Below are 26,992 nucleotides of genomic sequence, written 5' to 3' on the forward strand. Positions count from 1 at the left end.
CGTCTGCGTAATCGCTGTCGGGAAGTGTATCTGCCGAAAATCCACTGACGTTAGTACCAATCAGCATTCGACTATTCGAAAGTGTTTCGCTGAGTCCGGCGACGGCCAATCTATGGCCTCGGATAGCTCAATAAGCGGGCACGCAAGAAGGTGCCTTGGGCTGATCGTCGTGAGAGGAATCAGTGGGTGTGCTCGTCAGTAGCCTTGAAAGGCTCGTCAGAAAAGACGTGCACCGCTGGCAAAAGAGCCAGGTCTGACGCTGTGAAGCAGGTTTGTCTCGGTCGCGTCTGCGGCTTTGACGGTGAAGCATCAAGCGTTGTCCGCAAATGCCATTAGCCCGGCTGAGGGCCGGGCTTGGCAGAAGCTTGCTACGATCGTCTGTGTATTAGTACAGACGAACGGCGCGGCGCTGTTCGCGCTGTACTTTCTTGGCGTGACGCTTAACAGCGGCTGCTGCTTTGCGCTTACGCTCAGAAGTAGGCTTCTCGTAAAATTCGCGGCTACGAACTTCAGCCAGTACACCGGCTTTTTCGCAGGAGCGCTTGAAACGACGCAGAGCTACGTCGAAGGGTTCGTTCTCTTTAACTTTGACGGCTGGCATCCAGAGCTACCTTCATTCATTACCGGGGTCAACATCCTCGCGGCAAAAGAGCACTTGAAGACGTCGGTTTTTAAGGGTTGCGGATGTTAACCCCTCATCGCTCGGAATGCAAAGCCTCTGATCGAAAACCGCTGGTCGGGGCATCACGCGACGACTATTATGCGCGCCTTCGAATTCAGCCTCTACAAGGCGCAAACCCATGCTAGTACTGGGATTAGAAACCTCTTGCGACGAAACCGGTGTCGCACTTTACGACAGTGAACGCGGGTTGTTGGCCGATGCGCTGTTCAGTCAGATCGACCTGCATCGCGCTTATGGCGGCGTTGTGCCGGAGCTGGCTTCGCGCGATCACGTCAAACGCATGCTGCCCTTGATCCGTCAGGTGCTGGCGGAGGCCGACTGCGTGCCGACCGAGATCGACGCCATCGCTTATACCGCCGGCCCCGGCCTGGTCGGAGCTCTGCTGGTAGGGGCTTCCTGCGCGCAGGCGCTGGCTTTTGCCTGGGGTATCCCGGCCCTGGGCGTGCACCACATGGAAGGTCACTTGCTGGCGCCGATGCTGGAGCCGCAGCCACCGGAGTTCCCGTTCGTCGCTTTGTTGGTCTCGGGCGGTCATACGCAGCTGGTTCAGGTCGACGGGATCGGTCAGTACACGCTCTTGGGCGAGACCCTCGACGATGCCGCCGGCGAAGCGTTCGACAAAACTGCAAAAATGATGGGCCTCAATTACCCGGGCGGTCCGGAGATCGCTCGTCTGGCGGCGCAAGGCGTTGACGGACGTTTCGTCTTCCCGCGTCCGATGTGTGATCGTCCGGGCCTGGCGTTTAGCTTCAGCGGTTTGAAAACTTTCGCCTTGAACACCTGGCAGCAATGCGTCAGCGCCGGGGACGACGGCGAGCAAGCCCGTTGCGACATCTCGCTGGCGTTCCAGCAGGCCGTGGTGGAGACTTTGACCATCAAGTGCAAGCGTGCCCTGAAACAGGCTGGCATGAAGCGTCTGGTGATCGCTGGTGGCGTCAGCGCCAACAAGGCGTTGCGTACGTCACTGGAAAAAATGCTCGGCGACATGAGGGGCGATGTGTTTTATGCCCGTCCGGAGTTCTGTACCGACAACGGTGCGATGATTGCGTTTGCCGGCTGCCAGCGCTTGCGGGCCGGTCAGCACGAAAGCCTGGCAATCAGCGTGCAGGCGCGCTGGCCGATGGAGCAGTTGTCGGCTCTGTGATGAGTGGCGCTCACGTGCGGTATTTAAAAATGCCGTTCGCGCCCGGCAAACAGGTCGCGTAGATTGCCGCGATGACGCCAGACGATCAGCCCCGTGAGTGCGCTCATGGGCAGCAGTGCCGCCGGTTCTTGCCAGGCGAGCAGCGGCAGGGTCAGGGGTGTGGCAATCAGGGCGGCGAGTGAGCTGGTGCGGGTCAGGTAGAACGTCAACAGCCAGGCACAGACCGCCAGCAGCGCAGCGGGTGGATAGAGCCCCAGCAGCATGCCGGCCGCGGTGGCGACACCCTTGCCGCCGCGAAAGCGGAAGTACAGTGGAAACAGGTGACCGATGACGGCGAAGACGCCGATCCAGGCCTGTTCCTGCAGTGAAAGGCCCATTGCACCTGCGACCAGCACTGGCAGCAGGCCTTTGCAGAGGTCGCCGAGCAAGGTCAGGATGGCGAGTTTTTTGCCGGCCAGACGAAACATATTGGTGGCACCGGCATTGCCCGAGCCACTCATTCGCGGATCGGGGTTACCGGTCAGGCGGCTGAGCAAAATGGCGAAGGACAGAGAGCCGAGCAGGTAGGCGAAAATCGCCAGTGACCAAAACATGCTAACTATTCCGGGCGAGGACGCCCTGATTCTAACGGCGCATTGCGCCCTTGTCGTGCAGCGGAGAGAAGTGCTTGGACAGAGTGTTTATCGAGGGCCTGGAAGTCGACACCGTGATTGGTGCCTACGACTGGGAACGAGGCATCCGACAGTGTCTGCGACTTGATCTGAGCTTCGCCTGGGACAATCGTCCGGCCGCTGCTGGTGATGACCTGACTCTGGCGCTCGACTACGCGAGCGTTTCGTCACGCATCCAGGCTTTTGCCGAGCAGGCGCAGTTCCAGCTGGTCGAGACGTTTGCCGAGCGTCTGACAGAAGTGCTGATGAGTGAGTTCAAGATCACCTGGATGCACCTCAAGCTGACCAAGCCAGGTGCCGTTCCGGCGGCCAAGGGCGTGGGTGTGGAGATCGAGCGCGGATGTCGCTGACTCAGGTGTACCTCGGGCTCGGTAGCAACATCGAGCGCGAATCCCATTTGCAGGCTGGCCTGGACGCCCTGGCGGGTTTCCTGGTGGATATGCGCTGCTCGGCGGTGTTCGAAAGCCAGCCGGTGGGGATCAAGAGCGGGCCGTTTTTCAACTTTGTGGTCTCGGCCTATACCGATCTACCGTTGATGGAGCTGGATCGACGGCTGAAATTCATCGAAGCGGATAACGGCCGTTACGCGCCGGACCGCAAGGGCTTGCCGCTGGATATCGACGTGCTGCTGTTCGGCGATCTGGTGGGCAATTTCGATGGTTTGGTCTTGCCGCGGGCAGAGATTCTGAAAAACGCATTCGTGCTGTGGCCGTTGTCGCTGATTGCGCCGGACAGAGTGCATCCGGGCGTAGGCAAAAGCTTTGCGACCTTGTGGAGCGAGGCGCGGATCGATCAGGTGTTGGCGCCGGTGGCTTTTGAGTGGCGCGGTGAGCAGTTGACCCCTTCCGATATGCTGTAAAGCAAAAGATCGCAGCCTGCGGCAACTTCTACGCCGATCTCTGTAGGAGTTGCCGCAGGCTGCGATCTTTTGCCCTTGCTTATGCTTTTTCTTTGTAGGCCTTCAGCGCCTTGAGCCGCTCGCGCTTGATGGCCTCGCCCAATTCCGGCCCCTTGAATCCCTTCTCCAGCAACGGCTGAACCGCCACGCTTCGCGCTGTAGTCGCCGCACCGCGCAAATAATCCGCCTGTGGATAACTTCGCTGCTCCAGGCCTTTGCGCCCTCGAGCGTCCATCTCGCACGCCGCAATAAACTCCTCAAAGCGCTGAGGTCGACGATAGACGTCGAAACTCTGCAGCAACTCCAGCAAGGTCGACGGTTTCAGTTCCAGAGCCCGGTGGCCATGGGTGTGATACTCGCCCACCAGCAGTGCCAATTCCTGACAATCCTTCGGTGCCTTGAAGCGCTCGTTGACCGCTTTGATCAGCTTCAGGCCTTTTTGCTCGTGGGCGATGTGGCGGGGCCATTCCTCCTCGGGCGTCAGTCCTTTGCCCAAGTCGTGCAGCAGGCAGGCCCAGCGCACGGTCAGCGGTTGTTTGTGCTGTGCCGCTTGCTCCAGCACGCTCAGGGTATGCACGCCTGTGTCGATTTCCGGGTGATGGGCCTCGGGTTGCGGTACACCGAACAGCGCATCGACTTCCGGCATCAGCACTTTGAGCGCACCGCACTCGCGCAGCACCTGGATGAACACCTGGGGTTGGTCTTCCATCAGCGCACGGGCGATTTCTTTCCAGCTGCGTTCCGCGGTCAGTGCCTCCAGTTCACCCGATTCGCTTAGTTGCCTCATCAGCGCCAGTGTCTCGGGGGCGACGGTGAAGCCCAGTCCTGCATAACGCGCGGCGAAGCGGGCAACGCGCAGAACGCGGAGCGGATCTTCGGCGAACGCGGGGGAAACGTGACGAAGCAGGCGAGCCTCGAGATCCCGCTGGCCATGGTAGGGGTCGGTCAGGTTCTGCTGATCGTCTTCGGCCATGGCGTTGATCGTCAGGTCACGACGAATCAGGTCTTCTTCGAGCGTGACTTCGGGGCTGGCGTGAAAGGTGAAGCCGCCGTAACCGCGCCCGCTTTTGCGTTCGGTGCGGGCGAGGGCGTATTCCTCACCGCTTTTGGGGTGAAGAAATACCGGAAAATCCGCACCCACCGGGCGAAAGCCCTTGGCGAGCATTTCTTCGGTGGTGGCGCCTACCACGACCCAGTCGATATCGGTGACAGGCCTGCCCAGCAGGCGATCGCGTACCGCACCACCGACTTTATAAATCTGCATAAAAAACCTCCGTTAGCCCGACAGAATAACCTTTGCGTCGAACTTCCGGAGGCCGAAACAGGATCAAAGATGAATGACAGCCAAGTCTAGCCGGCCGTAGTCTCCCTCGCCGTGTTCGCTTCTGGGTGGAACATGGTGGGTTTTCACCACCTGATCCCCTTGCAGGGTTTCCAGGTGAATGTCGAAGCCCCAGAGCCGGTGCAGGTGCTTGAGCACTTCCTCGGTGGAATCGCCGAGCGGCTTGCGGTCGTGCTGCTGGTGACGCAGGGTCAGCGAGCGGTCCCCGCGCCGGTCGATGCTGTAGATCTGGATGTTGGGTTCGCGATTGCCCAGGTTGTATTGCGCCGCCAGGGTTTCGCGGATGGTTCGATAGCCCTCTTCGTCGTGGATCGCCGGAACCAGCAGATCATCCTTTTGGTCGTCATCGAGGATGCTGAACAGCTTCAGGTCGCGGATCACCTTGGGTGACAGGTACTGCAGGATGAAGCTCTCGTCCTTGAAGCTGCTCATGGCGAATTTGATGCTGGACAGCCAGTCTGTGCCGGCGATTTCCGGGAACCAGCGGTAGTCCTCTTCGGTAGGCTGTTCGCATATCCGCCGGATATCGCGATACATGGCAAAACCGAGGGTGTAGGGGTTGATTCCGCTGTAGTAGGGACTGTCGAAGCCCGGCTGGAACACCACGCTGGTATGGGACGTCAGGAACTCCATCATGAAGCCATCGGTGACCAGGCCTTCGTCATACAAGTCGTTCATCAAGGTGTAGTGCCAGAAGGTGGCCCAGCCTTCGTTCATCACCTGTGTCTGGCGCTGTGGATAAAAATACTGGGCGATCTTGCGCACGATCCGCACGATTTCACGTTGCCATGGCTCCAGCAGCGGGGCGTGTTTTTCGATGAAATACAGGATGTTTTCCTGAGGCTCGGCGGGGAAGCGTGCGTTGTCCTTGTCGCTGAATTTGTCCGCGCCTTTTGGAATGGTCCGCCACAAATCGTTGATCTGCTTTTGCAGATGTTCTTCCCGATCCTTCTGCCGACGGCGTTCTTCTTCGGCGGAAATCGGATAAGGGCGTTTGTAACGGTCGACCCCGTAATTCATCAGCGCATGGCAGGAATCGAGCAAGTCCTCTACCGCGTCGATACCGTGGCGTTCTTCGCACTGCATGATGTACTGCTTGGCGAACACCAGGTAATCGATGATCGAGCTGGCGTCGGTCCAGGTGCGGAACAGGTAATTACCCTTGAAGAAGCTGTTATGGCCATAGCAGGCGTGAGCCACCACCAGGGCCTGCATGCAGATGGTGTTTTCTTCCATCAGATAGGCGATGCAAGGGTCCGAGTTGATCACAATCTCGTAGGCCAGCCCCATCTGGCCGCGGCTGTAGGATTTTTCGGTACTTAGGAAGTGTTTGCCATAGGACCAATGGTGATAACCCAGGGGCATGCCCACAGAGGCGTAGGCGTCCATCATCTGTTCGGCAGTGATGACTTCGATCTGGTTGGGGTAGGTATCGAGCGCATAGCGGGCCGCGAGACGACTGATTTCGCGGTCGTAGGCCTGGATCAGCTCGAACGTCCATTCGGAGCCGGTGGAAATGGGTTGGCGCTTTTGCTCTTTGGCGGTCATGTCACTAACCTGCGCTGGAAGAGTTCACGGAAGACCGGATAGATATCCCCGGCCGAGACCAGTTGCTGCTGGGCAAAAGTGTCAGAGAAGGCTTCGGCGATGCGTTCGTACTCGAACCACAGGGCCTGGTGTTCGCGCGGGGTAATCTCTACATAAGTGTAGTACTGCACGAACGGCATGATCTGATTGATCAGAATGTCGCGGCAGATCGGCGAGTCGTCGTTCCAGTTATCGCCGTCGGACGCCTGGGCGGCATAGATATTCCACTCATTGCTCGGATAACGCTCGGCCATGATCTCCTGCATCAGTTTAAGGGCGCTGGAAACGATGGTACCGCCGGTTTCCCGGGAGTAGAAAAACTCCTCCTCATCCACTTCGCGGGCACTGGTGTGGTGGCGGATGAACACAACGTCGATTTTGTCGTAGTTCCGCTTGAGGAACAGGTACAGCAGGATGAAGAAGCGCTTGGCGATGTCCTTGGTCGCCTGGGTCATGGAGCCGGACACGTCCATCAGGCAGAACATCACTGCTTTGGAGCTCGGGTTCGGCTGTTTGATCAACAGGTTGTACTTGAGGTCAAAGGTGTCGAGAAATGGCACTCGGTGAATGCGCGCACTGAGCTTCTCGATTTCCGCTTCGAGTTCCTGGATGTCGCCGAAGTTGTCCGGCTCCTCCCGTCTAAGCCGGGCGAGCTCCTCTTTGACTTCGCGCAGTTTTGCCCGGCTGCTGCCGGACAGGGCGATTCGCCGGGCATGGGCCGAACGCAACGTACGGATAATGTTGATCCGTGACGGGTTGCCCTCGTTGCTGATGCCCGCGCGTACGGTCTTGAAGGTGTCGGTGCCGGTCAGGTGACGTTTGACCAGGTTAGGCAGTTCAAGGTCCTCGAACATGAATTCGAGGAATTCTTCCTGGGTGATCTGGAAGACGAACTCGTCCATCCCTTCACCCGAGTTACCGGCCTTACCGGGGCCTCTGCCGCCGCCACCTCCGGGCGGACGGGCAATGTGCTCGCCGCTGGTGAACTCCTTGTTGCCCGGGTGCACGATGGTCTGCTTGCCGCCCCGGCCATGGTGAAGCACCGGCTCGTCGATGTCGCGGCCGGGAATGCTGATTTGCTCGCCGTGTTCCATATCGGTAATGGAACGCCGGCCTACCGCCTCTTCGACGGCCTTTTTGATGTGATCACGGTAGCGCCGCAGAAACCGCTGACGGTTTACCGTGCTCTTGTTCTTGCCATTGAGACGTCGGTCGATCACATAGCTCATGACTGCTCCTTAGAAGCTGTCCTGAAAGGGGCGAGCGGTTATGCAGCATCGACCTGTGCCGAGGGATGTTCACGCTCCCCCAAGCGCTTCTGGATGCTGCCTGAACCTCGTTACCGACTTTCGAACACCTCCCAGAGGTCTGTGTAACAGAAAATGCGTACACAGGCCTCTGGCTAACGACAACCGGTCTGACCGGCAGCGGGTTACTGTGATTTTCTGACCCGCAAGTACCACTCGGACAGCAGTCGTACCTGTTTGTCGGTGTAGCCCCGCTCGACCATCCGTGTGACGAAGTCGTTGTGCTTCTGCTGGTCCTCTTTGCTGGCCTTGGCGTTGAAGCTGATGACCGGCAGAAGGTCCTCGGTGTTGGAGAACATTTTCTTCTCGATGACCACCCGCAGTTTTTCGTAGCTGAGCCAGGTTGGGTTCTTGCCGTTGTTGTTGGCACGGGCGCGCAGTACGAAGTTGACGATTTCGTTGCGGAAATCCTTCGGATTGCTGATGCCGGCCGGTTTCTCGATTTTCTCCAGTTCCTCGTTCAGGGCTACGCGGTTGAGGATCTCGCCGGTTTCCGGATCGCGGTATTCCTGATCCTGAATCCAGAAGTCGGCGTACAGCACATAGCGATCGAAGATGTTCTGGCCGTACTCGCTGTAAGACTCGAGATAGGCAGTCTGGATCTCCTTGCCGATGAACTCGATGTAACGCGGCGCCAGGTACTCTTTCAGGAAGCGCAGATAGCGTTCGCGGGTCTCGGCCTGGAATTGTTCCTGTTCGATCTGCTGTTCCAGCACGTAGAGCAGATGCACCGGGTTGGCGGCGATTTCGTGCGGATCGAAGTTGAAGACCTTCGACAGGATCTTGAAGGCGAAGCGGGTCGACAGACCGTTCATGCCTTCGTCGACACCTGCAGCATCGCGGTATTCCTGGATCGACTTGGCCTTCGGATCGGTGTCCTTGAGGTTTTCGCCGTCATACACGCGCATCTTGGAGTAGATGTTGGAGTTTTCCGGCTCTTTAAGGCGCGAGAGCACGGTGAACTGAGCGAGCATTTTCAGCGTGTCGGGTGCGCAATGGGCCTTGGCCAGAGAGCTGTTGAACAGCAGCTTGTCGTAGATCTTCACCTCGTCGCTGACGCGCAGGCAATACGGCACTTTGACGATATAGATCCGGTCGATGAAGGCTTCGTTGTTCTTGTTGTTCCGGAAAGTGTGCCATTCCGATTCGTTGGAGTGGGCCAGCAGAATCCCGGTGAACGGAATTGCCCCCAAGCCTTCGGTGCTGTTGTAGTTGCCTTCCTGAGTGGCCGTCAGCAATGGGTGCAGCACCTTGATCGGTGCCTTGAACATTTCGACGAATTCCATCAGGCCCTGGTTGGCCCGGCACAGCGCGCCCGAATAGCTGTAGGCATCGGCGTCGTTCTGCGGGAACTCTTCCAGTTTGCGAATATCGACCTTGCCCACCAGTGCCGAGATGTCCTGGTTGTTTTCATCGCCCGGCTCGGTTTTCGCAACTGCAATCTGGTTGAGGATCGACGGGTAGAGTTTCACCACGCGGAACTGGCTGATGTCGCCGCCGAATTCGGCCAGGCGCTTGGTGGCCCATGGCGACATGATGGTGTTGAGGTAGCGCCGGGGAATGCCGAAGTCTTCCTCGAGGATCGCGCCATCTTCAGTGGCGTTGAACAGACCCAGGGGCGACTCGAAAACCGGCGAGCCCTTGATTGCGTAAAAGGGCACTTTCTCGATCAGCTGTTTGAGCTTTTCGGCCAAAGATGACTTACCGCCACCGACTGGGCCAAGCAGGTAGAGGATCTGTTTCTTTTCTTCCAGACCCTGAGCGGCATGGCGGAAATACGACACGATCTGGTCGATGCATTCTTCCATCCCGTGGAAGTCTTCAAAGGCCGGATAGCGGCGGATCACCTTGTTGGAAAAGATGCGCGACAGCCTCGAGTTGGTTGAGGTGTCGAGCAGTTCCGGTTCGCCGATGGCCAGCAATAGACGCTCGGCCGCGGAAACGTAGGCGCTGCGGTCCTTTTTGCACAGTTCAAGATACTCTTGCAGCGAGAGTTCTTCCTGGCGCGTGGACTCGAAGCGTTGTTGGAAGTGGCTAAAGATACTCATGACGTCACCTCGCTCGATACGTGGAGCCGACGCCGGATCACTCAGTCGATGCTGGCAGCAACCGAACAGGCAGTTGCTGTTTACCCCCCAGAACTCTTCCGGAGCTGACTACTCCGAAAGCTACTCCCGATGACCCGTGCGCCGGTGTACCGGCTCTCCCCTGTTTTGGATGGCCTGCGCTTAAGGATAGTTGGGAATTTGGGAGGTAAAGGCAAGATACGTAATTAGTTGTGGCAGACCGTTCGTCTGTAATCGCGCGAGCCCACGGGGGCCGGGGCTTGCGCATTACAAAATAATTATTCGGAAGTGCCTTGCGCCGTTTCCGAAGGATAGGTCGTACGCCACAGCTCAAAACCGCCGTCCATGCTGTAGACGTCGGAAAAGCCCTGGCTGATCAGATAAGCAGCTGCGCCCTGGCTGGAATTTCCGTGATAGCAGACCACTACCGTTGGCGCATCCAGATCGGCGCCCTGGATGAAAGCATGCAGAGAATGGTTGTCCAGATGCTTCGAACCGGTGATGTGCAGCGCGGCAAATGTTGCCGGGTCGCGGACATCGACCACCACCGCGCCTTGTTCGCGCAGGGCCTGGGCCTGTTCTGGGGGGATACGTTTGAATTCGCTCATGGCGGGCTCCTGTGGCTCGGCTGAAAGCGCAGTCTAGCGCGGGGCGCTGGCTGACGTTTGTTCGGGAATAGAGGTGGCGACTGCCGGTCGAAGGTGGCCATGGGCGTCGCATTTGCATTGCAGGCGCTCAAAGGTGTCGACATTCATCAGGGTCATGGCACCACCCCAGACGCAACCGCTGTCGAGGGCAAAGAGCCCCGGTTCGTTGCACTGGCCTTCGAGCGCCGCCCAATGGCCGAAGATGATCTTCAGGCCTTTGGTTTTACGCTCCTTGTGCGCGAACCACGGTGCATAGCCCGGCGGTGCGGTGTCGATGCCTTCCTTGCCCTTGAGGTCGAGTTTGCCGTCGCTGGTGCAAAAACGCATCCGGGTGAAATAGTTGGTGATGACTCGCAGGCGGGCGGCGCCTTTGAGGTCGCTATTCCATTTCACCGGCTCGTTGCCGTACATGCCGTCAAGGTAAGGCGCGAAGCGGTTGTCATCGTGAAGGGCTTCTTCGACTTCGGCGGCGCACTTCAAGGCTTTGCGCAGCGACCATTGCGGCGGGATACCGGCATGGACCAGGGCGATATCGCGTTGTTCATCGTAGTGCATGAGCTTTTGCTGGCGAACCCACTCCAGCAGGTCCGCGCGATCGGGTGCTTCGAGGATCTCACGCAAGGTATCGGCTTTCTTCAGGCGCTCGATGTTTTGCCCGACGGCCAGCAAGTGCAGGTCATGGTTGCCGAGTACGCATACCAGCGACTCGCGGATGCCATAGAGGAAGCGCAGGGTTTCCAGCGACTGTGGGCCACGGTTGACGAGATCACCCACCAGCCACAGGCGATCTCGGGCAGGGTCGAAGGCCACTTGCTCGAGCAGGCATTTGAGCGGTTCAAGGCAACCTTGCACATCACCGACGGCATACGTCGCCATCAGTGCAACGCCCCGGGAACCGCCAGACGGAACGGCGCGATGATGGCGTCGAAGTGCTTACCGTCTTCGGCGAGCATCTGGTAGGTGCCCTGCATCGTGCCGACCTTGGATGTCATGACGGTGCCGCTGCTGTACGTGTGGCTCTTGCCCACCTCGATCAACGGCTGCTGGCCGACGACGCCCGCACCGCGAACCTCCTCGACATGGCCGTCACCGTCGGTGATGACCCAATGCCGTGAAAGCAGTCTGGCGGGTAGCAGGCCATTGTTTTGCACGGTGATGGTGTAGGCGAAGGCAAAGCGGTCTTGCTCGGGTTGCGATTGTTCTGCCAGATAGCGGGTGACGACGCTGACGTCGACCTGGTAACGAGGATCGGACATGCAAAAGGCCTTAGAAACGAAGCGGAACGCGGGGCGTAGCTGATAGAACTCAGTCTAGGCCAAGTATCGGGTAGTAAACCAGAGTGGCGTCCTACCCGATAGCGCTCATCGCCTGTCAGTCAGTGGCAGGCTTTTGTAGGGCTTGTTCACTGAGCTTGTCGGCCAGGCGTACGAAGGCGGCCAGGTCGAGTTGCTCGGGGCGCAAGCTGCCATCGACGCCGGCAGCTTCGATTTCGGCATTGCTCAGCAAAAGTTTCAGTGTGTTGCGCAGGGTCTTGCGGCGCTGGTTGAAGGCTTCACGCACAACGCGCTCCAGCAGGCGATGATCCTTGGCCGGGTGCGGCAGTACCGCGTGGGGCACCAGGCGCACGATCGCGGAGTCGACTTTCGGCGGAGGATTGAACGCGCCCGGGCCGACGTTGAACAGATGCTCGACCCGGCAATGGTACTGAACCATGATCGACAGGCGACCCCAGTCACCGCCACCCGGACCCGCAGCCAGACGTTCGACCACTTCCTTTTGCAGCATGAAGTGCATGTCGCGAATCAGGTTGGCGTTGTTCAGCAGATGAAAGATCAGCGGCGTCGAGATGTTGTACGGCAGGTTACCGACCACTCGCAGGCTGTTTGGCGCAGCGTTCAGGCTGTTGAAGTCGAACTTCAGCGCGTCACCCTGATGCAGGTTGAAGTTGCTCTTGCCGGCGAACTGCTGATTGAGAATCGGGATCAGGTCCTTGTCCAGCTCTACGACGTCCAGTTGAGCGCCGCTGTTGAGCAGGCCGGCGGTCAATGCACCCTGGCCCGGACCGATTTCCAGCAGGCGGTCTTCAGGTTTGGCGTGAATGGAGCGCAGGATGCGATCGATAACGCCGGCATCGTGCAGGAAGTTCTGGCCGAAGCGCTTGCGCGCCCGGTGTTGGTAATGCTCGGTCATAAACGGGTCTCGGCCATCTGGTAGGCGGTTTCCAGGGCGACTTGCAGGCTGCCGGTGTCGATGTTGCCGCTGCCGGCCAGGTCCAGGGCGGTGCCGTGGTCGACCGATGTGCGGATGATCGGCAAGCCGAGGGTCACGTTGACTGCCGCGCCGAAGCCTTTGTATTTCAGCACAGGCAAGCCCTGGTCGTGGTACATCGCCAGCACCGCGTCGCAGTGCTCCAGATATTTGGGGGTAAACAGAGTGTCGGCGGGCAGGGGGCCGCGAAGGTCCATGCCCTCGCCGCGCAGGCGCTCTAATGTAGGTTCGATGATGTCGATTTCTTCATGGCCCAGATGACCGCCTTCACCGGCGTGCGGGTTGAGCCCGCAAACCAGGATGCGTGGCTGGGCGATGCCGAATTTTTCTTTCAGATCGGTGTGCAGGATCCGCGTGACCCGCTCCAGCCGCTCCGGCGTGATCGCGTCGGCAATCTCGCGAAGAGGCAGGTGAGTGGTGACCAGCGCCACGCGCAAACCGCGGGTGGCGAGCATCATCACCACTTGCGCGGTGTGGGTCAGGTCAGCGAGAAACTCCGTGTGCCCGGAAAAGGCGATCCCGGATTCGTTGATCACGCCCTTGTGCACCGGCGCGGTGATCATGCCGGCGAAATGCCCATCCAGACAGCCCTGGCCAGCACGGGTCAGGGTTTCCAGAACGAAAGCCGCATTGGCTTTGTCCAGTTGCCCGGCGGTGACCTTGGCGTTGAGGGGCGTATCCCACACATACAGGCTGTTGGCGGGTGCAGGAGCATCCGGCCAGCTGTCCGGCGTTACCGGCAGCAGATCGACAACCACGCCCAGCTGCGCGGCCCGCTCAAGGAGCAGGTCGCGGCTGGTAATGGCAATCAGGGGATGTGGCTGGGCTTGCGAGGCGAGCAGCAGGCACAGGTCGGGACCTATGCCGGCTGGTTCGCCGGGGGTCAGCGCGAAACGCTTGGGTTTCACTGCGCTGCCTGGTCTGCACCAGGGAGTTTGATTTCTACGTACGCTTCGTCACGGATCTGACGCAGCCAGGTTTGCAGCTCTTCGTCGTATTTGCGGTTACGCAGTACGGTCATCGCTTGCTGCTCACGGGCCTGGGCGGTGCTGTCGGTGGCGCGGCGGCCAAGAACTTCCAGTACGTGCCAGCCATATTGGGTCTTGAACGGCTTGGACAGCTGACCTTGGGGGGTCTTGGCCATCACTTCGCGGAATTCAGGCACCAGCGCGTTCGGGTCGATCCAGTTCAGGTCGCCACCGTTGAGGGCGGAACCCGGATCCTCCGAGAAGCTTTTCGCCAGCTCGCCGAAATCTTCGCCCGCTGCGATACGGGTATAGAGCGACTGAGCCAGGGCCTTGGTTTTTTCTTCGTCGCGAATCGGACTCGGTTTGACCAGGATGTGCCGCACGTGGACTTCGTCACGCACCTGGGATTCGCCGCCACGCTTGTCGAGGATCTTCAGGATAATGAAGCCGCCCGGTGTGCGCATTGGTTGGGTCACGTCGCCAACGGCCATGGTGCCGAGCAAACGATCGAACGGAGGTGGCAGTTGAGCGGCTTTACGCCAGCCCATGTCGCCGCCTTCCAGCGCGGTTTCGCTGGCGGATTTGGCGATTGCCAACTGACCGAAGTCAGCGCCTTGCTTGAGTTGCTGGTAAACCGCGTCGGCTTGCTTGGCGGCATTCTGAATCGCGTCGGAGTTGGCGCTTTCCGGCGTAGGAATCAGGATGTTGGCCAGGCGGAACTCTTCGGACAGCTGCATTTTGCCCAGATCGGATGCCAGGAAGTTCTTCACTTCCTGCTCGGACACCTGGATGCGCTCCGCCACACGGCGCTGACGCACACGGCTGATGATCATTTCACGGCGGATCTGGTCACGGGCATCGTCATAAGACAGGCCGTCGCGAGCCAAAGCGGCGCGGAATTGTTCGATCGACATGTTGTTGCGCTGGGCAATGGTGCCGACAGCCTGGTTCAGCTCTTCATCGGTAATGCGGATGCCGGAACGCTCGCCGATCTGCAATTGCAGGTTTTCGACGATCAGACGCTCGAGCACCTGCTGATCCAGTACGCCGGTAGGCGGTACGGCAGCACCGCGTTTGGCGATGGTTTGCTGAACTTCGTGAACGCGCCGGTCCAGTTGGCTCTGCATGACCACGTCATTGTCGACGATGGCCACCACTTTATCGATGGACTGTACCGCGGCGTTGGCCGCGGTACCCAGGAACAGCGCGCCCAGCATCAGCGGGCGCAGACAATCAGAAAGCTTGGTCTTCACGTTCACGATAACCTTGGATGCCTTTGTCGAGGAAACTCTCTACTTTGGCGCCGGTGAGGCCGCCGAGTCCCTTCAGAACAATTTGGAGGAAGACGCCGTGGTCGCCTTTTTCGTTTTGTGGAGCTTCCTGACTGAATTCGTCATAGGAAACCCAGTAACGGTTGATCAGGCGTAGTTTCCAGCAGCAGTTGTCGTACTCGAAACCACCAAAGGCTTCCAGGGTACGGTTGCGGTTGTAGTCATACTGCCAGCGGCTGATGGCGTTCCATTGCGGCACGATCGGCCAGATCACCGAGAAGTCGTGCTGTTTGATCTTGTAGTAGTCCTTCACGTAGCCAGGTTGGCCCGGGGTGCCGTAATCGCCACCGCCCACCGACCATTTACCGGTGTTCTGGTCATAACGGACCTGGTCATTGCGATAGCGATAGCCGGCGTTGATGACCTTGTTCGGGTTGTCTTCAGGCTGGTAGTGGAACATCGCGCTGCCCGAGCGAGGGCTGCGGCTGTCCGGGTCCCAGTTGTAGTCGGCCGTGGTACGCCAGTCGCGGTTCCAGCGGTATTCGTATTCCAGTGCATATGGCGAAACGTTGGCCTTGGCATCGTCACGATCATCGAAAGCAATGCCTGGCAGTTGGACTTTACGGTCCTTGAAGTACAAGGCCTGGCCGACGCTGATGCGTTGACGTTCGAAACCATTGTCTTCGATCCAGCGGCTGGTCACGCCCAGGGACAGTTTGTTCTCGTCGCCGACACGGTCGGAGCCGGAGAAACGGTTGTCACGGAAGAGCGACGCGTAATTGAAGGTGTATTCGCTGGTGTCGAACACTGGAATATCCTTCTGGTCTTCCTCAGGTACATAGAGGTAGAACAGACGCGGTTCCAGGGTCTGACGGTAGTTTTTTCCGAACCAGGAAGTGTTGCGGTCAAAGTAAAGACCGCTGTCGATGCTGGCGATCGGTACCCCACGGTTCTGGTTGCTGCTGAATGTGCCGTTGAGCCTGTCCTGCTCCGCGCTTTGCGAAGCGATTTCGCTTTTGCCGCGGCCGTCCAGATCCAGTTGATACTGTGTGTACTGGTACTTGAGCGATGGCTTGAAGAAACCATAGGTCCAGTACAGCGGCAGGCTGACACCTGGTTTGAGATTCAAACGGTCGCCGTTGGCGCGTGCCAGACCAAAGATGTTGTTATCCAGACGTGACTCAGTGGTAATCCCGTCCTGCTGGACGAATGTTCCAGTCTTCAGATCCCGGTCAAATCGAACGATCTCTGTCTCGTAATCGAAGTCCAAACCTTCCGGATGATACGGCAGCTGACCATTAAAGGTGATCTGCGGCAAACGGTCATACGGCGTGATGTTCGAAACGGTCGCCAGCTGATAAGCCTGGGCGTTCAAGCGAGCGACGTAGCTGTCGCCACGATAGGTGACGGAGCCCTGCTGGTTCACGTAGTCAGCGCTTTTCACGCCAATCTGGTCAGTCTGCAGATCCTGGAAGTAATACGGATCGCTGATCTTGGTGTAGTCGACTTGCGTAAAGACGCGCGAGTCGAGGCCACCCTTGTGCTGCCAGTTGTACATGTAGCGGTTTTTTTCGTAGTCGGTCTGCTTGCTGCGTTCGGTATCTTCGTCGTTGAGGTAGGCGGCGCCGAACTGACCTTCGCTGGACTTGGTCAGGTAGCGGAATTCGCCTTCCATCAACAAACCGTGCTTGTCCATGTAGCGCGGGTACAACGTGGCGTCGTAGTTTGGCGCCAGGTTGAAGTAGTACGGAGTGACCAGCAGGAAGCCGGTATCGCTGCCGGTACCGATGGTCGGCGGCAGGAAGCCGGACTGGCGACGGTCATCGATCGGGAAATAGATGTACGGCGTGTACAGAACCGGAATGTCCTTGACCCGCAACGTCACGTTGGTCGCGGTACCGAAACCGGTGGCCGGGTTCAAGGTGATGTTGTTGCCCTTGAGCTGCCAGGCGTTGCTGTTCGGTTCGCACGTGGTGTACGTACCATCCTTGAGGCGGATGATCGCGTTCTCGGCACGTTTGGCATATAGCGCGTTACCGCGGATACGCGACTTGTGCATCACGTACTCGGCGTTGTCGACCTTGGCTTCACCGGTGTCGAGCTGTACGTCGGCGTGATCGCCCACGATCAGCGCGCCATTGTCGCGAATGCGCACGTTGCCGGCCAGTTCGCCACGGCTCTCGGCCTGGTACAGGTTCGCTTCGTCGGCTTCGACCTGCATGCTGCCCTGACGCATGACCACGTCACCGGCCAGGGTCGCGACCTGCTCTTCCTGCTTATAGCGGGAGGCCTTGGCGCCGATAAAGGTTGGAGCGTCACTTTTATTCGTCTTGTCGTTCATGCCAGGACGAATCGGTTCGATATAGGAACCAGAGCAGTAAGGACCGGTTTCGGCCAATTGCGCTGCGGTGAGCTTCTCGCGCGGAACCCAGTCGAGGTGGCTGTAGTCTTCACTACGCGACTTCAGGCCACGGCCCTTGGACTCGGTAACCAGCACAGGCTTGGCACCGGTGTCTTCGCTGGAGGCGGTGCCTGCCGGGGTTTCTCCAGTAGCGGAAACTGCGCTGCCTTCATGCACGGGGCGCGGCGGCAATGCAGCGGCCGGTGCCTTTGGCGCACAGTCCCAGGCACCCGAAGCAGATACTGAGCAGTCATACTGTTCCGCGGCGACCACGAACGACGTGGCCAGGGGTTGCAGGGCCAGCAGACTGCCGGTAACCAACAACGGAAATTTTTTACGAAACGCGGGGGATTTCAATGCCATCTTATTAGTCCGGGCTTCCTGCGTGCCATCTGCCCGCGGTGTGGGCCGCACGCCTCTCGATGGTCTGAAAAAGATGCTGGATAATAAAGCATGACCCGCTTGACGGCTAGCGCCGTCGGAGACCCTTGCAATGCCTGACCAAGATGTACGCTTGCAACACCTGAAAGTTTGGCTCGATGAACAGTTGGCTATCCTCTTTGCAGAACAAGGTTGGGGCACCGTGCCCCCGGCCACGTTGACCGCGGCCAGTAGCGACGCGAGTTTTCGGCGCTATTTCCGCTGGGAAGGCGCAGGCAGAAGTTTCGTCGTGATGGACGCGCCACCGCCCCAGGAAAACTGCAAACCCTTTGTGGATATCGCTTTTCTGCTGGCGAAATCCGGCATAAACGTGCCGAAAATTTATGCCGAGGACCTCGAGCGCGGTTTCCTTTTGCTCAATGACTTGGGCAACAAGACTTATCTGGACGTGATCGACAGCGAAAATGCCGACGATTTGTTCAAGGATGCCCTGCAAGCGTTGTTGGCTTTCCAGCAATTGCCGATGGTGGCGCCGCTGCCGAGTTATGACGTCGCGCTGCTGCGTCGCGAGCTCGAACTGTTCCCCGAGTGGTACGTGAAGCGCGAACTGGGTATCGAGTTCGATGCTGCGCAGCAGGTGCTCTGGCAGCAGGTCAGCGACCTGCTGATCGACAGCGCTCTGGCTCAGCCTAAAGTCCTGGTGCATCGCGACTACATGCCGCGCAACCTGATGATCAGCGAGCCGAATCCCGGCGTGCTGGATTTCCAGGACGCAGTCTACGGGCCGGTGACCTATGACGTGACCTGCCTGTTCAAGGACGCCTTCCTCAGCTGGCCTGAAGAACGCGTACGCGGCTGGCTGGAAGATTACTGGCAGCAAGCCGGTGCGCTCGACATCCCGGTTCAGCCGGACTTTGAAGACTTTCTGCGCGCCAGCGACCTGATGGGCGTGCAGCGTCACTTGAAAGTCATCGGCATCTTCGCCCGTATTTGCCATCGCGACGGCAAGCCACGCTATCTCAGCGATGTGCCGCGCTTCTTTGCTTATATAGACGCGGTCATTGCCCGTCGCCCCGAATTGGCTGAGCTGGATGTGTTGCTGGCCAGTCTGCGTGCTGGAGTGAAGGCATGAAGGCAATGATTCTGGCGGCGGGTAAAGGCGAGCGCATGCGTCCGCTGACCTTGACCACGCCAAAACCGCTGGTTCGCGCCGGCGGAGCGCCCTTGATCGAGTATCACTTGCGCGCGCTGGCGGCAGCAGGGTTTACCGAGATCGTGATCAACCATGCCTGGCTCGGTCAGCAGATCGAAGATTATCTGGGCGATGGCTCGAAATATGGCGTGAGCATTCAGTATTCGCCGGAAGGTGAACCGCTGGAAACCGGTGGTGGTATTTTCCGCGCGTTGCCGTTGTTGGGTGATGAGGCTTTTGTGGTGGTCAACGGCGACATCTGGACCGACTACGACTTCAGCGTGTTGCACCAGCCCATCGTCGGGCTCGCCCATTTGATCCTGGCGGACAACCCGGCGCATCACCCGAGCGGGGACTTCACTCTGGTCGATGGCCATGTGCAGGACGGTCAGCCGGATACCCCAACCCTGACCTACAGCGGCATCGCCGTGCTGCACCCGCAGCTGTTTGACGGTTGCTCGGCCGGGGCCTTCAAGCTTGCGCCATTGTTGCGCAAAGCCATGGCCGATGGACAAGTGACGGGCGAGCGCCTGAATGGACATTGGGTAGATGTCGGCACTCACGAGCGCCTGGCTGAAGTAGAAACCTTGATAGAAGCGAGACGCTGACATGTTGTGGCCAGGGACTCTGATTGGAGCCGGAGCGGGCTTTGCCATAGCCAGCATTCCGGGGGCCATGCTCGGTGCTTTATTGGGACAGGCGCTGGATCGGCGCTTGCACCTGCAGAGCTGGGCGCATTTATGGGAAAAGTTCGGTGGCCGCTCGGTGCTGCGCAACGATGAACTGCTGTTCGTGTTGCTGGGCCGATTGGCCAAGAGTGATGGGCGGGTAGTGGATGGCCACATTCAGCAGGCGCGACAGGAAATGCGTGCGCTGGAGATGACCGAGTCGGCGCAACGTCGGGCGATAGCGGCGTTCAACCGCGGCAAGTCGGGGCATGATCGGTTGCGTGGCTATCTGCGACGCTTGAGTGCTCAGCCCCATGCGGCGGAAGGCGTGTTGCGTGCCTGTTGGCGGATGGTCTGGGCCGATGGCCGCGCCGGTAGCAGCGAGCGCGAACTGATTGCCCAGTGGGGCAAATGGTTGGGCTGGACGCCGCAACAGGTACAGGCACTGGCGAGTGACTACGAGCCGAAGCGACCGTTGGTCAGCAGCGCGATTACGTATCAGGACGCCTTGCGGTTATTGGGAGTGTCGGCGACCAGCGAGCCAGCACAGATCAAACGCGCCTATCGACGCCTGCTCAGTCGCCATCATCCGGACAAGATTGCCGGCAGCGGTGCGACGGCGTTGCAGGTTCGTGAGGCGACGGACAAGACTCGTGAATTGCACAACGCCTACACGTTGATTCGTGAACGGCGGGACTTTCGATAGCAGGGCAGAGTTGTGTCGCCCGCGAGTGGGGCGACGCGATCCATCAGTCCGCCGCAGGCTGCGGATTCAACCATCCCCGCACCCGGCGAACCAACTGCTCTTGCTCAGCCTTGGCATTGCCCGGCAGTGCCTTGAGCGAGACCTGGCTGAACGCCGATGTCTTCAAACGTTTATTGGCCTGCAAGCGTTCCAGTGCCGCATTGCGATCCAGTGGTTTGTCCATATAGAAGATGTCGGCGGTCGGCAGCTTGATCGTCGGCGTCAACTCGGCAAGCTCAGGCTTCGCCGTAACAGGCGTCTGGGCGGCGACCATCACGAACTTCTCGACTTGCGATGGCTGCTTCTCGCTCAGATAGCGCGCGGCCCAGTAAGCGCCGGTGCCATGCCCCAGCACGACGACTTTGCGAGCGCTATGCTGTTCGGCATAAGCGATGGCCGCGTCGATGCGGGCGAAAATTCGCTCGGCGTCGGCTTTGGCGTGTTCTTCGGTGGTTTCGGCGATAGCCTTGTCGGCCACCTCCGCTTCGCCGCCGGCGGCCTGTTCGATGGGCGCCGCGGTGGTCGAGTCTTTGTTGCCGGTATCAGGCGCTTTGGGCGCTGGCGCCACTTCGACGATACGTGGCGCAATGGCTTCGCTTTGCAGGTCCGGCAAGGTGATACTCAGGCTGCTCCACTCGGCGTCCGGCAATTGGCGGCGCAACGGGCTAATCGCTTGCGGCCAGTCAACGGTTTCGCCGGCACCCGGGATGATAATCACCGCGCCTTTGGGGTCGGCGGTATTGGCCGGCTTCCACAGGGCGAGAAAACTGTCGGTACCGGCTTGCAGTTGCTGCTGTTCCTGCGCAGGAATTTTTCGCTCAAGTGCCGTCGATTCTTCCTGGCTACGCTCAAGCAGCGGCTGGCGTTCGACCGGTTTTTCTTCGGCGGGCTTTTCCGCAGTGGCAGGTGCCGGGTCGGCCGCCTCGACGGAAAAGGCGCACGGCAGGATCAGCGACAGGCACAATGCTGGCAGTGCCAGGCGGTAGACAGGGGGCATCGGATATTCCAGGCCAGAAGTTAATTCCGGCAGCCTAATGGGTTGGTCAGTATTTGTCAGTGTGTGAGACTTCGATGATGCATTTTCGCTGCCTGTGGGTTATCGGCTGTTTGTGGTTTCCCTTGATGGGCTGGGCGGCTCCCGCGCCACCGGCGCATGTCGTGTCATTGTCTTCGGCGCAACAGCAATGGCTGGCGCAGCATGAAGAGTTGCGGGTCGGGGTTGTATTGCAAGTGCCCTATGCTCAATACGATCGCCGCTTGCAGCGCCTGTCCGGGGTCAACATCGAGTTGATGAAGTGGCTGGCCAAGTCGCTCAAGGTCGAGCTGAGCTGGCGTAATTATCCTGATCTTGCGCAACTGGAAGCCGCCGCGCGCGAAGGCGATATCGATATCGCGCCGGGGCTGACCCAAACCCCCGCCGGTTTACGATTCTGGCAGTTTTCCGATCCGTACATGCGGGTGCCGCAACTGGTGGTCAGCGACCAGAAGAGCACCGGTGTGGTGGAGCTGGAAAAACTCGACAGTCAGACCCGCGTCGCCGTGCGCATGCCCAGCGTCACCGCCGATTTCTTGCGTAGTACCTATCCGCATTTGAACCTGCAGGGCGTGCCTCTGGAGCGCCAGGCGCTGCAACTGTTGTTGAGTCAGCAGGCCGGTTACGCGGTGGTCGATGAAGCGCAATTCGGGCGTCTGTCAGCCGAACCCGAGTTTGCCGGGCTGGCCGTGGTGGGCGACATCGGTTTCCCGCAACTGTTGCGAGTGGCCACGCGTCGGGACTGGCCGGAGTTGGCCGGCATCGTCGAAAACGCGCTGCGCGCGATTCCGGCCAAAGACCTCGAGCGACTGCATGATCAATGGCTGCAACCCAAGTACCCGCGGCTGTCCGATTCACCGGTTTTCTGGAAAAACCTCTGCCTGCTGTTGCTGGTGTTATTGCTGAGCAGCATGGCCATTGTGTTCTGGCAGCGTCGTCAGCAACACAGTCTGGAGCAGCGTTTGCTGGCGGCGCGCGAAGACATTGCCCTGCGCGAGGCTAGCGAAGAGGCCTTGCGCCTCACGCAGTTCTCCATCGATCAAAGCACCGTCGGCATCCTTTGGGTCAACTGGGACAGCCATGTGCGCTACGCCAACCGTGCCGCCGAAAGCATGCTCGGCTATCCGGCGGGCGGGATCATTGATCGACCCTTGATCGATTTCGAGCCCGGTTTGCACATGGACCGCTGGCTGAGCCTGTGGAAACGCGCCCGGGCCAGTGAGGAAGGGCCGCTAAGTTTCGAAACCAATTGTGTGCGGGCCGATGGCAGTATTCTGCCGGCGGATGTCTCGTTGAGCTTCCTGCGTTTTCGCGAGGGCGAATACCTGGTGGTTTACCTCAATGATGTCACCGAGCGTCGTCGCGCCCTGGCCGCCTTGCAGGAAAGTGAAGCACGGCTGCAGGGGATCGCCGCCAACGTCCCCGGGCTGGTCTTTCGTCTGGAGCGCGCGCCAGTGACCGGGCAGATCGACTTTGCCTACATCAGTGAAGGCAGCGAGAGCCTGGTGGGCTACTCGCCCGCCACCCTGGCCCATCGTGACAAAGGCCTGCGCAGCCTGGTGCATCCGGATGACAAGGCCAGTTATCACCAGACCCAGGACCATGCACTGGACACCGACAGCGACTGGTCGTGGCAGGGACGGATTCTGACCCGTCAGGGCGAACAACGCTGGGCTGAGATCAAGGCCATTACCCGCCGACTGGAAGACGGCGCCTATGTCTGGGACGGGATCGTCTGGGACATCACCGAGAGCAAGCGCATCGAGCTGGAGCTGGCCAGCTCCCGTGAGCAGTTGCGCGAGTTGTCTGCGCACCTGGAGAGCGTGAGGGAAGAGGAGAAGGCGCGGATTGCCCGGGAAGTTCACGACGAGCTGGGGCAGATGTTGACGGTGTTGAAGCTGGAAACGTCCATGTGCGAGTTGGCGTATGCGCAGCTCGATCCGGGCCTGCACGAGCGCTTGAACAGCATGAAGCGTTTGATCGCGCAGCTGTTTCAACTGGTGCGTGATGTGGCCACGGCGCTGCGGCCACCGATTCTCGATGCCGGGATCGCCTCGGCCATCGAGTGGCAGGCCCGACGGTTCGAGGCGCGCACGCATATTCCGTGTCTGGTACAAGTGCCGGATAACTTGCCGGTGCTCAGCGATGCCAAGGCCATCGGCCTGTTCCGGATCCTTCAGGAGGCGCTGACCAATGTCATGCGCCACGCCCAGGCGCATACTGTTGAACTGACGCTGGCCCTTGAGGGCGATGAGCTTTGTCTGACTGTCAGCGATGATGGCGTAGGATTTGTCGCTGCGCCTGGCAGGCCGACATCCTTCGGCGTGGTTGGCATGCGTGAGCGGGTGTTGATCATGGGCGGGCAATTGTCGCTTGAGAGTGAGCCGGGGGAGGGCACGACCCTGACGGTGCGAGTGCCGCTGGATGAAGCCTGATGGTTTTGTGTTGTTTGAGCTGGCGCCTTTGCAGGCAAGCCTGCGATAGATCTTGGTTCTGACATAAGAAGAATGGAGAAGAACGTGATCCGTGTATTGGTAGCCGAAGACCACACCATCGTTCGCGAAGGCATCAAGCAATTGATCGGCCTGGCCAAGGACTTGCTGGTGGTCGGGGAGGCGAGCAATGGCGAGCAGTTGCTCGATACCTTGCGCCATGTTCCCTGCGAAGTGGTGTTGCTGGACATCTCCATGCCCGGGGTCAACGGCCTGGAGGCGATCCCGCGGATTCGCGCCATGAGCAATCCGCCGGCGATTCTGGTGCTGTCGATGCACGACGAAGCGCAGATGGCCGCTCGGGCGTTGAAGGTCGGCGCTGCGGGTTACGCGACCAAGGACAGCGATCCGGCATTGTTGCTGACGGCGATTCGCAAGGTCGCGGCGGGCGGGCGCTACATTGATCCGGACCTGGCCGACCGCATGGTTTTCGAGGTTGGCCTGACCGATGCGCGGCCGTTGCACTCGTTGCTGTCGGAGCGTGAATTCTCGGTATTCGAACGCCTGGCCCAGGGCGCCAACGTCAACGACATCGCCCAGCAACTGGCCTTGAGCAGCAAAACCATCAGTACCCACAAGGCGCGGCTGATGCAGAAACTCAACATCACCTCCCTGGCCGAACTGGTGAAGTACGCGATGGAACACAAACTCCTGTGATCCAGGGTTCACTGTGGATTTTGTAGGAGCGAGGCTTGCCCGCGAAGCTTTTGGCGCCAGTGAGATCGCCTTCGCGGGCAAGCCTCGCTCCTACAGAAAGAAGAGGCATGTCCATTTACGACATGCATGCAAAGCCGCTTTTACCGGTTCCTGTGGCTTGCAGCTCACCGTCTGTCGCCATCAAGAATCGACATATCCATCCCCGCCATCCTTGTAGGGCAATCCCTACCCCCAACCTTCCATCCGGCTGAGGCGATTCTCTCCTGCGCCCCGATTTGCGCGGCTCCCAGCGTCCACTAGGCTTAGTCCACAGCAGTCATCAATAACAAAGGTGTGGGTATGAGCCAGGTTGATTCAAGCGCAGGGGCCAACGATATTCTGGTCAGCTTTCGTGGAGTGCAAAAGAGCTACGACGGCGAGAACCTGATCGTCAAAGACCTCAACCTGGAGATTCGCAAAGGCGAATTCCTGACCTTGCTCGGGCCATCCGGATCCGGCAAGACCACCAGTCTGATGATGCTCGCCGGCTTCGAAACCCCGACCGCCGGGGAGATTCAACTGGCCGGGCGTTCCATCAACAACGTGCCACCGCACAAGCGCGACATCGGCATGGTGTTCCAGAACTATGCGTTGTTTCCGCACATGACCGTCTCCGAGAACCTGGCGTTCCCGCTGACCGTGCGCGGTTTGAACAAGAGCGACGTCAGTGACCGGGTCAAGCGTGTGCTGAGCATGGTTCAGCTCGATACTTTCGCCCAGCGCTATCCGGCGCAACTGTCCGGCGGTCAGCAGCAGCGTGTGGCCCTGGCCCGTGCCCTGGTGTTCGAACCGCAACTGGTGCTGATGGACGAACCCCTCGGCGCACTGGACAAACAACTGCGTGAACACATGCAGATGGAAATCAAACACCTGCACCAGCGCCTCGGCGTGACCGTGGTCTACGTGACCCACGACCAGGGCGAAGCCCTGACCATGTCCGACCGCGTCGCCGTATTCCACCAGGGCGAGATCCAGCAGATCGCGCCACCGCGCACGCTCTACGAAGAGCCGAAAAATACTTTCGTCGCCAACTTCATCGGCGAGAACAACCGCCTCAACGGCCGCTTGCACAGCCACACCGGTGATCGCTGCGTGGTCGAGCTCGGTCGTGGTGAAAAGGTTGAAGCACTGGCGGTCAACGTCGGCAAGACCGGCGAACCCGTCACACTGTCGATTCGTCCGGAGCGCGTGAGCCTCAATGGCTCGAGCGAGTCCTGTGTCAACCGCTTCTCGGGAAGGGTGGCGGAATTCATCTATCTGGGCGACCACGTCCGGGTTCGCCTGGAAGTCTGCGGCAAGACCGACTTCTTCGTGAAACAACCGATTGCCGAGCTCGATCCTGCGCTGGCTGTCGGCGACGTGGTACCGCTTGGCTGGCAGGTCGAACACGTTCGCGCGCTCGACCCACTTCTAGAGGCGCATTGATCGCCCCCTGCTTCACCAACACCAACCCTGCACGTGGAGAGAACAATAAATGTTGAGATCCCTGAAATTCACCGCCCTGGTCGTCGGCATGATCGGCGCGGCGCACGCGATGGCGGCTGGCCCGGACCTGACCGTGGTGTCCTTTGGCGGGGCGAACAAGGCGGCGCAGGTCAAAGCCTTCTACGCACCATGGGAAGCGGCGGGCCACGGCAAAATCGTCGCTGGCGAATACAACGGCGAAATGGCCAAGGTCAAAGCCATGGTCGACACCAAGAGCGTGTCCTGGGACCTGGTGGAAGTTGAATCGCCGGAACTGTCCCGTGGTTGCGACGAAGACATGTTCGAGCAGCTTGATCCGAAGCTGTTCGGCAAGTCTGAAGACTACGTCAAAGGCGCTATCCAGCCTTGCGGCGTGGGCTTCTTCGTGTGGTCGACCGTGCTGGCCTACAACGCCGACAAGCTGAAAACCGCTCCGACCAGTTGGGCTGATTTCTGGGACACCAAGAAATTCCCGGGCAAGCGCGGCCTGCGTAAAGGCGCCAAGTACACCCTGGAATTCGCACTGATGGCTGACGGCGTTGCGCCGAAAGACGTCTACAAAGTGCTGGCCGGCAAAGATGGCCAGGACCGCGCGTTCAAGAAACTCGATGAACTCAAGCCAAGCATCCAGTGGTGGGAAGCCGGCGCACAACCGCCGCAATACCTCGCCTCCGGTGACGTGGTCATGAGCTCGGCCTACAACGGCCGGATCGCCGCGGTACAAAAAGAAAGCAACCTGAAAGTGGTGTGGAACGGCGGCATCTACGACTTCGACGCGTGGGCGATTCCAAAAGGTCTGGACAAGACCCGTGCCGAAGCTGCGAAGAAATTCATCGCATTCTCGGTACAGCCGCAACAGCAGAAGACCTACTCGGAAAACATCGCCTACGGCCCGGCCAACACCCAGGCAGTGCCATTGCTGTCCAAGGATGTCCTGAAAGACATGCCGACCACCCCGGAAAACATCGCCAACCAGGTGCAGATCGACGTCAGCTTCTGGGCTGACAACGGCGAGCAACTGGAACAGCGCTTCAATTCCTGGGCTGCAAAATAAGGCCACCCCGTGGGC

At 59.5% G+C, this 26,992-nt stretch carries 24 protein-coding genes; 10 read left to right on the forward strand and 14 right to left on the reverse strand.

The genetic code is table 11. The features are described 5' to 3' along the window. Positions 1-385: 385 nt before the first annotated feature. Positions 386-601, reverse strand: a complete 216-nt coding sequence (rpsU, locus tag AC07VO_RS09510) for a 30S ribosomal protein S21 (protein WP_002551877.1) — start codon at positions 599-601, stop codon at positions 386-388. A gap of 199 nt (positions 602-800) precedes the next feature. On the opposite strand from rpsU, the gene tsaD reads away from it, so the two are divergent. Then, positions 801-1,826 carry a tRNA (adenosine(37)-N6)-threonylcarbamoyltransferase complex transferase subunit TsaD gene (tsaD, locus tag AC07VO_RS09515; RefSeq protein ID WP_018928841.1) on the forward strand — a complete coding sequence of 342 codons (1,026 nt, stop codon included), beginning with the start codon at positions 801-803 and terminating at the stop codon, positions 1,824-1,826. A gap of 23 nt (positions 1,827-1,849) precedes the next feature. On the opposite strand, the gene plsY is transcribed toward tsaD, so the two are convergent. Beyond that, complete coding sequence (gene plsY, locus AC07VO_RS09520) at positions 1,850-2,419, reverse strand: glycerol-3-phosphate 1-O-acyltransferase PlsY (protein ID WP_018928842.1); 570 nt, start codon at positions 2,417-2,419, stop codon at positions 1,850-1,852. A 74-nt stretch (positions 2,420-2,493) separates the two neighbouring features. On the opposite strand from plsY, the gene folB reads away from it, so the two are divergent. Together folB and folK are read left to right on the forward strand one after the other, a co-directional pair. After that, positions 2,494-2,847: a dihydroneopterin aldolase gene (gene folB / locus AC07VO_RS09525; RefSeq protein ID WP_018928843.1), complete on the forward strand. Its 354-nt coding sequence runs from the start codon at positions 2,494-2,496 to the stop codon at positions 2,845-2,847. Next, positions 2,838-3,356, forward strand: a complete 519-nt coding sequence (gene folK / locus AC07VO_RS09530; protein WP_018928844.1) for a 2-amino-4-hydroxy-6-hydroxymethyldihydropteridine diphosphokinase — start codon at positions 2,838-2,840, stop codon at positions 3,354-3,356. The genes folB and folK overlap by 10 nt, the downstream gene beginning before the upstream one ends. A 79-nt stretch (positions 3,357-3,435) precedes the next feature. Here folK and AC07VO_RS09535 read toward each other — a convergent pair whose 3' ends face one another. From AC07VO_RS09535 to AC07VO_RS09585, 11 genes are all read right to left on the reverse strand, one after another. Continuing rightward, on the reverse strand, positions 3,436-4,659 hold the full coding sequence (locus AC07VO_RS09535) for a multifunctional CCA addition/repair protein (protein WP_086944453.1): 1,224 nt from the start codon (positions 4,657-4,659) through the stop codon (positions 3,436-3,438). A 63-nt stretch (positions 4,660-4,722) separates the two neighbouring features. Then, the gene (locus AC07VO_RS09540; RefSeq protein ID WP_018928846.1) at positions 4,723-6,285 is read right to left on the reverse strand and encodes a SpoVR family protein; all 1,563 of its coding nucleotides are present in this window, start codon (positions 6,283-6,285) and stop codon (positions 4,723-4,725) included. Beyond that, positions 6,282-7,553, reverse strand: a complete 1,272-nt coding sequence (locus AC07VO_RS09545) for a YeaH/YhbH family protein (protein WP_018928847.1) — start codon at positions 7,551-7,553, stop codon at positions 6,282-6,284. Before AC07VO_RS09545 ends, AC07VO_RS09540 begins: the two co-directional genes overlap by 4 nt. A 203-nt stretch (positions 7,554-7,756) precedes the next feature. Continuing rightward, entirely contained in the window at positions 7,757-9,679 is a 1,923-nt protein-coding gene (locus tag AC07VO_RS09550; protein WP_007904259.1) for a PrkA family serine protein kinase, read from the reverse strand. A 296-nt stretch (positions 9,680-9,975) separates the two neighbouring features. Then, positions 9,976-10,305, reverse strand: coding sequence for a thiosulfate sulfurtransferase GlpE (gene glpE, locus AC07VO_RS09555; protein ID WP_018928848.1), 330 nt, complete (start codon positions 10,303-10,305; stop codon positions 9,976-9,978). Between the two features lie 33 nt (positions 10,306-10,338). Next, a complete protein-coding gene (locus AC07VO_RS09560) occupies positions 10,339-11,220 on the reverse strand; it encodes a symmetrical bis(5'-nucleosyl)-tetraphosphatase (RefSeq protein WP_019580733.1) in 882 nt (293 codons plus the stop codon). Continuing rightward, on the reverse strand, positions 11,220-11,600 hold the full coding sequence (gene apaG / locus AC07VO_RS09565; protein ID WP_018928850.1) for a Co2+/Mg2+ efflux facilitator ApaG/CorD: 381 nt from the start codon (positions 11,598-11,600) through the stop codon (positions 11,220-11,222). Before apaG ends, AC07VO_RS09560 begins: the two co-directional genes overlap by 1 nt. Positions 11,601-11,715: 115 nt before the next feature. Beyond that, on the reverse strand, positions 11,716-12,534 hold the full coding sequence (rsmA, locus tag AC07VO_RS09570) for a 16S rRNA (adenine(1518)-N(6)/adenine(1519)-N(6))-dimethyltransferase RsmA (protein ID WP_018928851.1): 819 nt from the start codon (positions 12,532-12,534) through the stop codon (positions 11,716-11,718). Further along, positions 12,531-13,520, reverse strand: a complete 990-nt coding sequence (pdxA, locus tag AC07VO_RS09575; RefSeq protein WP_019580736.1) for a 4-hydroxythreonine-4-phosphate dehydrogenase PdxA — start codon at positions 13,518-13,520, stop codon at positions 12,531-12,533. Before pdxA ends, rsmA begins: the two co-directional genes overlap by 4 nt. Then, positions 13,517-14,833 carry a peptidylprolyl isomerase SurA gene (gene surA / locus AC07VO_RS09580; RefSeq protein WP_138866396.1) on the reverse strand — a complete coding sequence of 439 codons (1,317 nt, stop codon included), beginning with the start codon at positions 14,831-14,833 and terminating at the stop codon, positions 13,517-13,519. The genes pdxA and surA overlap by 4 nt, the downstream gene beginning before the upstream one ends. After that, on the reverse strand, positions 14,814-17,615 hold the full coding sequence (locus tag AC07VO_RS09585) for an LPS-assembly protein LptD (RefSeq protein ID WP_086944454.1): 2,802 nt from the start codon (positions 17,613-17,615) through the stop codon (positions 14,814-14,816). The genes surA and AC07VO_RS09585 overlap by 20 nt, the downstream gene beginning before the upstream one ends. 130 nt (positions 17,616-17,745) lie before the next feature. Here AC07VO_RS09585 and AC07VO_RS09590 point away from each other — a divergent pair, with 130 nt between their 5' ends. From AC07VO_RS09590 to AC07VO_RS09600, 3 genes are read left to right on the forward strand one after another with little or no spacing between them, the layout of a single operon-like run. Continuing rightward, entirely contained in the window at positions 17,746-18,765 is a 1,020-nt protein-coding gene (locus tag AC07VO_RS09590; protein WP_086944455.1) for an aminoglycoside phosphotransferase family protein, read from the forward strand. Next, on the forward strand, positions 18,762-19,433 hold the full coding sequence (gene murU / locus AC07VO_RS09595; protein WP_086944456.1) for an N-acetylmuramate alpha-1-phosphate uridylyltransferase MurU: 672 nt from the start codon (positions 18,762-18,764) through the stop codon (positions 19,431-19,433). Before AC07VO_RS09590 ends, murU begins: the two co-directional genes overlap by 4 nt. A 1-nt stretch (position 19,434) precedes the next feature. Beyond that, entirely contained in the window at positions 19,435-20,199 is a 765-nt protein-coding gene (locus tag AC07VO_RS09600) for a TerB family tellurite resistance protein (RefSeq protein ID WP_026286624.1), read from the forward strand. A 43-nt stretch (positions 20,200-20,242) separates the two neighbouring features. Here AC07VO_RS09600 and AC07VO_RS09605 read toward each other — a convergent pair whose 3' ends face one another. Then, positions 20,243-21,235 (reverse strand): alpha/beta hydrolase family protein, encoded by a 993-nt coding sequence (locus AC07VO_RS09605; RefSeq protein ID WP_086944457.1) that lies wholly within the window; start codon positions 21,233-21,235, stop codon positions 20,243-20,245. Positions 21,236-21,309: 74 nt separating this feature from the next. Between AC07VO_RS09605 and AC07VO_RS09610 the strand changes: the two genes are divergently transcribed. The 4 genes from AC07VO_RS09610 to AC07VO_RS09625 all read left to right on the forward strand — a co-directional run bounded on the left by AC07VO_RS09610 (position 21,310) and on the right by AC07VO_RS09625 (position 26,977). Continuing rightward, complete coding sequence (locus AC07VO_RS09610) at positions 21,310-23,706, forward strand: PAS domain-containing sensor histidine kinase (protein WP_086944458.1); 2,397 nt, start codon at positions 21,310-21,312, stop codon at positions 23,704-23,706. Positions 23,707-23,778: 72 nt separating this feature from the next. Then, positions 23,779-24,420 (forward strand): response regulator, encoded by a 642-nt coding sequence (locus tag AC07VO_RS09615; RefSeq protein ID WP_172901164.1) that lies wholly within the window; start codon positions 23,779-23,781, stop codon positions 24,418-24,420. 339 nt (positions 24,421-24,759) lie between these two features. Beyond that, complete coding sequence (locus AC07VO_RS09620) at positions 24,760-25,884, forward strand: ABC transporter ATP-binding protein (protein ID WP_086944459.1); 1,125 nt, start codon at positions 24,760-24,762, stop codon at positions 25,882-25,884. A 49-nt stretch (positions 25,885-25,933) separates the two neighbouring features. Then, positions 25,934-26,977, forward strand: coding sequence for an ABC transporter substrate-binding protein (locus tag AC07VO_RS09625; RefSeq protein WP_018928862.1), 1,044 nt, complete (start codon positions 25,934-25,936; stop codon positions 26,975-26,977). Positions 26,978-26,992 lie beyond the last annotated feature (15 nt).

Source organism: Pseudomonas sp. GW821-FHT03E01, assembly GCF_059420765.1.

What these genes read in the sequence shown, in the direction of transcription:
- apaG (WP_018928850.1), bottom strand. Translation starts at nt 11,600, where the DNA reads ATGTCCGATCCTCGTTACCAGGTCGACGTCAGCGTCGTCACCCGCTAT.
- folK (WP_018928844.1), top strand. Translation starts at nt 2,838, where the DNA reads ATGTCGCTGACTCAGGTGTACCTCGGGCTCGGTAGCAACATCGAGCGC.
- AC07VO_RS09590 (WP_086944455.1), top strand. Translation starts at nt 17,746, where the DNA reads ATGCCTGACCAAGATGTACGCTTGCAACACCTGAAAGTTTGGCTCGAT.
- AC07VO_RS09610 (WP_086944458.1), top strand. Translation starts at nt 21,310, where the DNA reads ATGATGCATTTTCGCTGCCTGTGGGTTATCGGCTGTTTGTGGTTTCCC.
- AC07VO_RS09560 (WP_019580733.1), bottom strand. Translation starts at nt 11,220, where the DNA reads ATGGCGACGTATGCCGTCGGTGATGTGCAAGGTTGCCTTGAACCGCTC.
- rsmA (WP_018928851.1), bottom strand. Translation starts at nt 12,534, where the DNA reads ATGACCGAGCATTACCAACACCGGGCGCGCAAGCGCTTCGGCCAGAAC.
- AC07VO_RS09620 (WP_086944459.1), top strand. Translation starts at nt 24,760, where the DNA reads ATGAGCCAGGTTGATTCAAGCGCAGGGGCCAACGATATTCTGGTCAGC.
- AC07VO_RS09550 (WP_007904259.1), bottom strand. Translation starts at nt 9,679, where the DNA reads ATGAGTATCTTTAGCCACTTCCAACAACGCTTCGAGTCCACGCGCCAG.
- tsaD (WP_018928841.1), top strand. Translation starts at nt 801, where the DNA reads ATGCTAGTACTGGGATTAGAAACCTCTTGCGACGAAACCGGTGTCGCA.
- AC07VO_RS09625 (WP_018928862.1), top strand. Translation starts at nt 25,934, where the DNA reads ATGTTGAGATCCCTGAAATTCACCGCCCTGGTCGTCGGCATGATCGGC.
- AC07VO_RS09545 (WP_018928847.1), bottom strand. Translation starts at nt 7,553, where the DNA reads ATGAGCTATGTGATCGACCGACGTCTCAATGGCAAGAACAAGAGCACG.
- plsY (WP_018928842.1), bottom strand. Translation starts at nt 2,419, where the DNA reads ATGTTTTGGTCACTGGCGATTTTCGCCTACCTGCTCGGCTCTCTGTCC.
- AC07VO_RS09540 (WP_018928846.1), bottom strand. Translation starts at nt 6,285, where the DNA reads ATGACCGCCAAAGAGCAAAAGCGCCAACCCATTTCCACCGGCTCCGAA.
- AC07VO_RS09535 (WP_086944453.1), bottom strand. Translation starts at nt 4,659, where the DNA reads ATGCAGATTTATAAAGTCGGTGGTGCGGTACGCGATCGCCTGCTGGGC.
- AC07VO_RS09605 (WP_086944457.1), bottom strand. Translation starts at nt 21,235, where the DNA reads ATGCCCCCTGTCTACCGCCTGGCACTGCCAGCATTGTGCCTGTCGCTG.
- glpE (WP_018928848.1), bottom strand. Translation starts at nt 10,305, where the DNA reads ATGAGCGAATTCAAACGTATCCCCCCAGAACAGGCCCAGGCCCTGCGC.
- AC07VO_RS09615 (WP_172901164.1), top strand. Translation starts at nt 23,779, where the DNA reads ATGGAGAAGAACGTGATCCGTGTATTGGTAGCCGAAGACCACACCATC.
- murU (WP_086944456.1), top strand. Translation starts at nt 18,762, where the DNA reads ATGAAGGCAATGATTCTGGCGGCGGGTAAAGGCGAGCGCATGCGTCCG.
- rpsU (WP_002551877.1), bottom strand. Translation starts at nt 601, where the DNA reads ATGCCAGCCGTCAAAGTTAAAGAGAACGAACCCTTCGACGTAGCTCTG.
- AC07VO_RS09600 (WP_026286624.1), top strand. Translation starts at nt 19,435, where the DNA reads ATGTTGTGGCCAGGGACTCTGATTGGAGCCGGAGCGGGCTTTGCCATA.
- AC07VO_RS09585 (WP_086944454.1), bottom strand. Translation starts at nt 17,615, where the DNA reads ATGGCATTGAAATCCCCCGCGTTTCGTAAAAAATTTCCGTTGTTGGTT.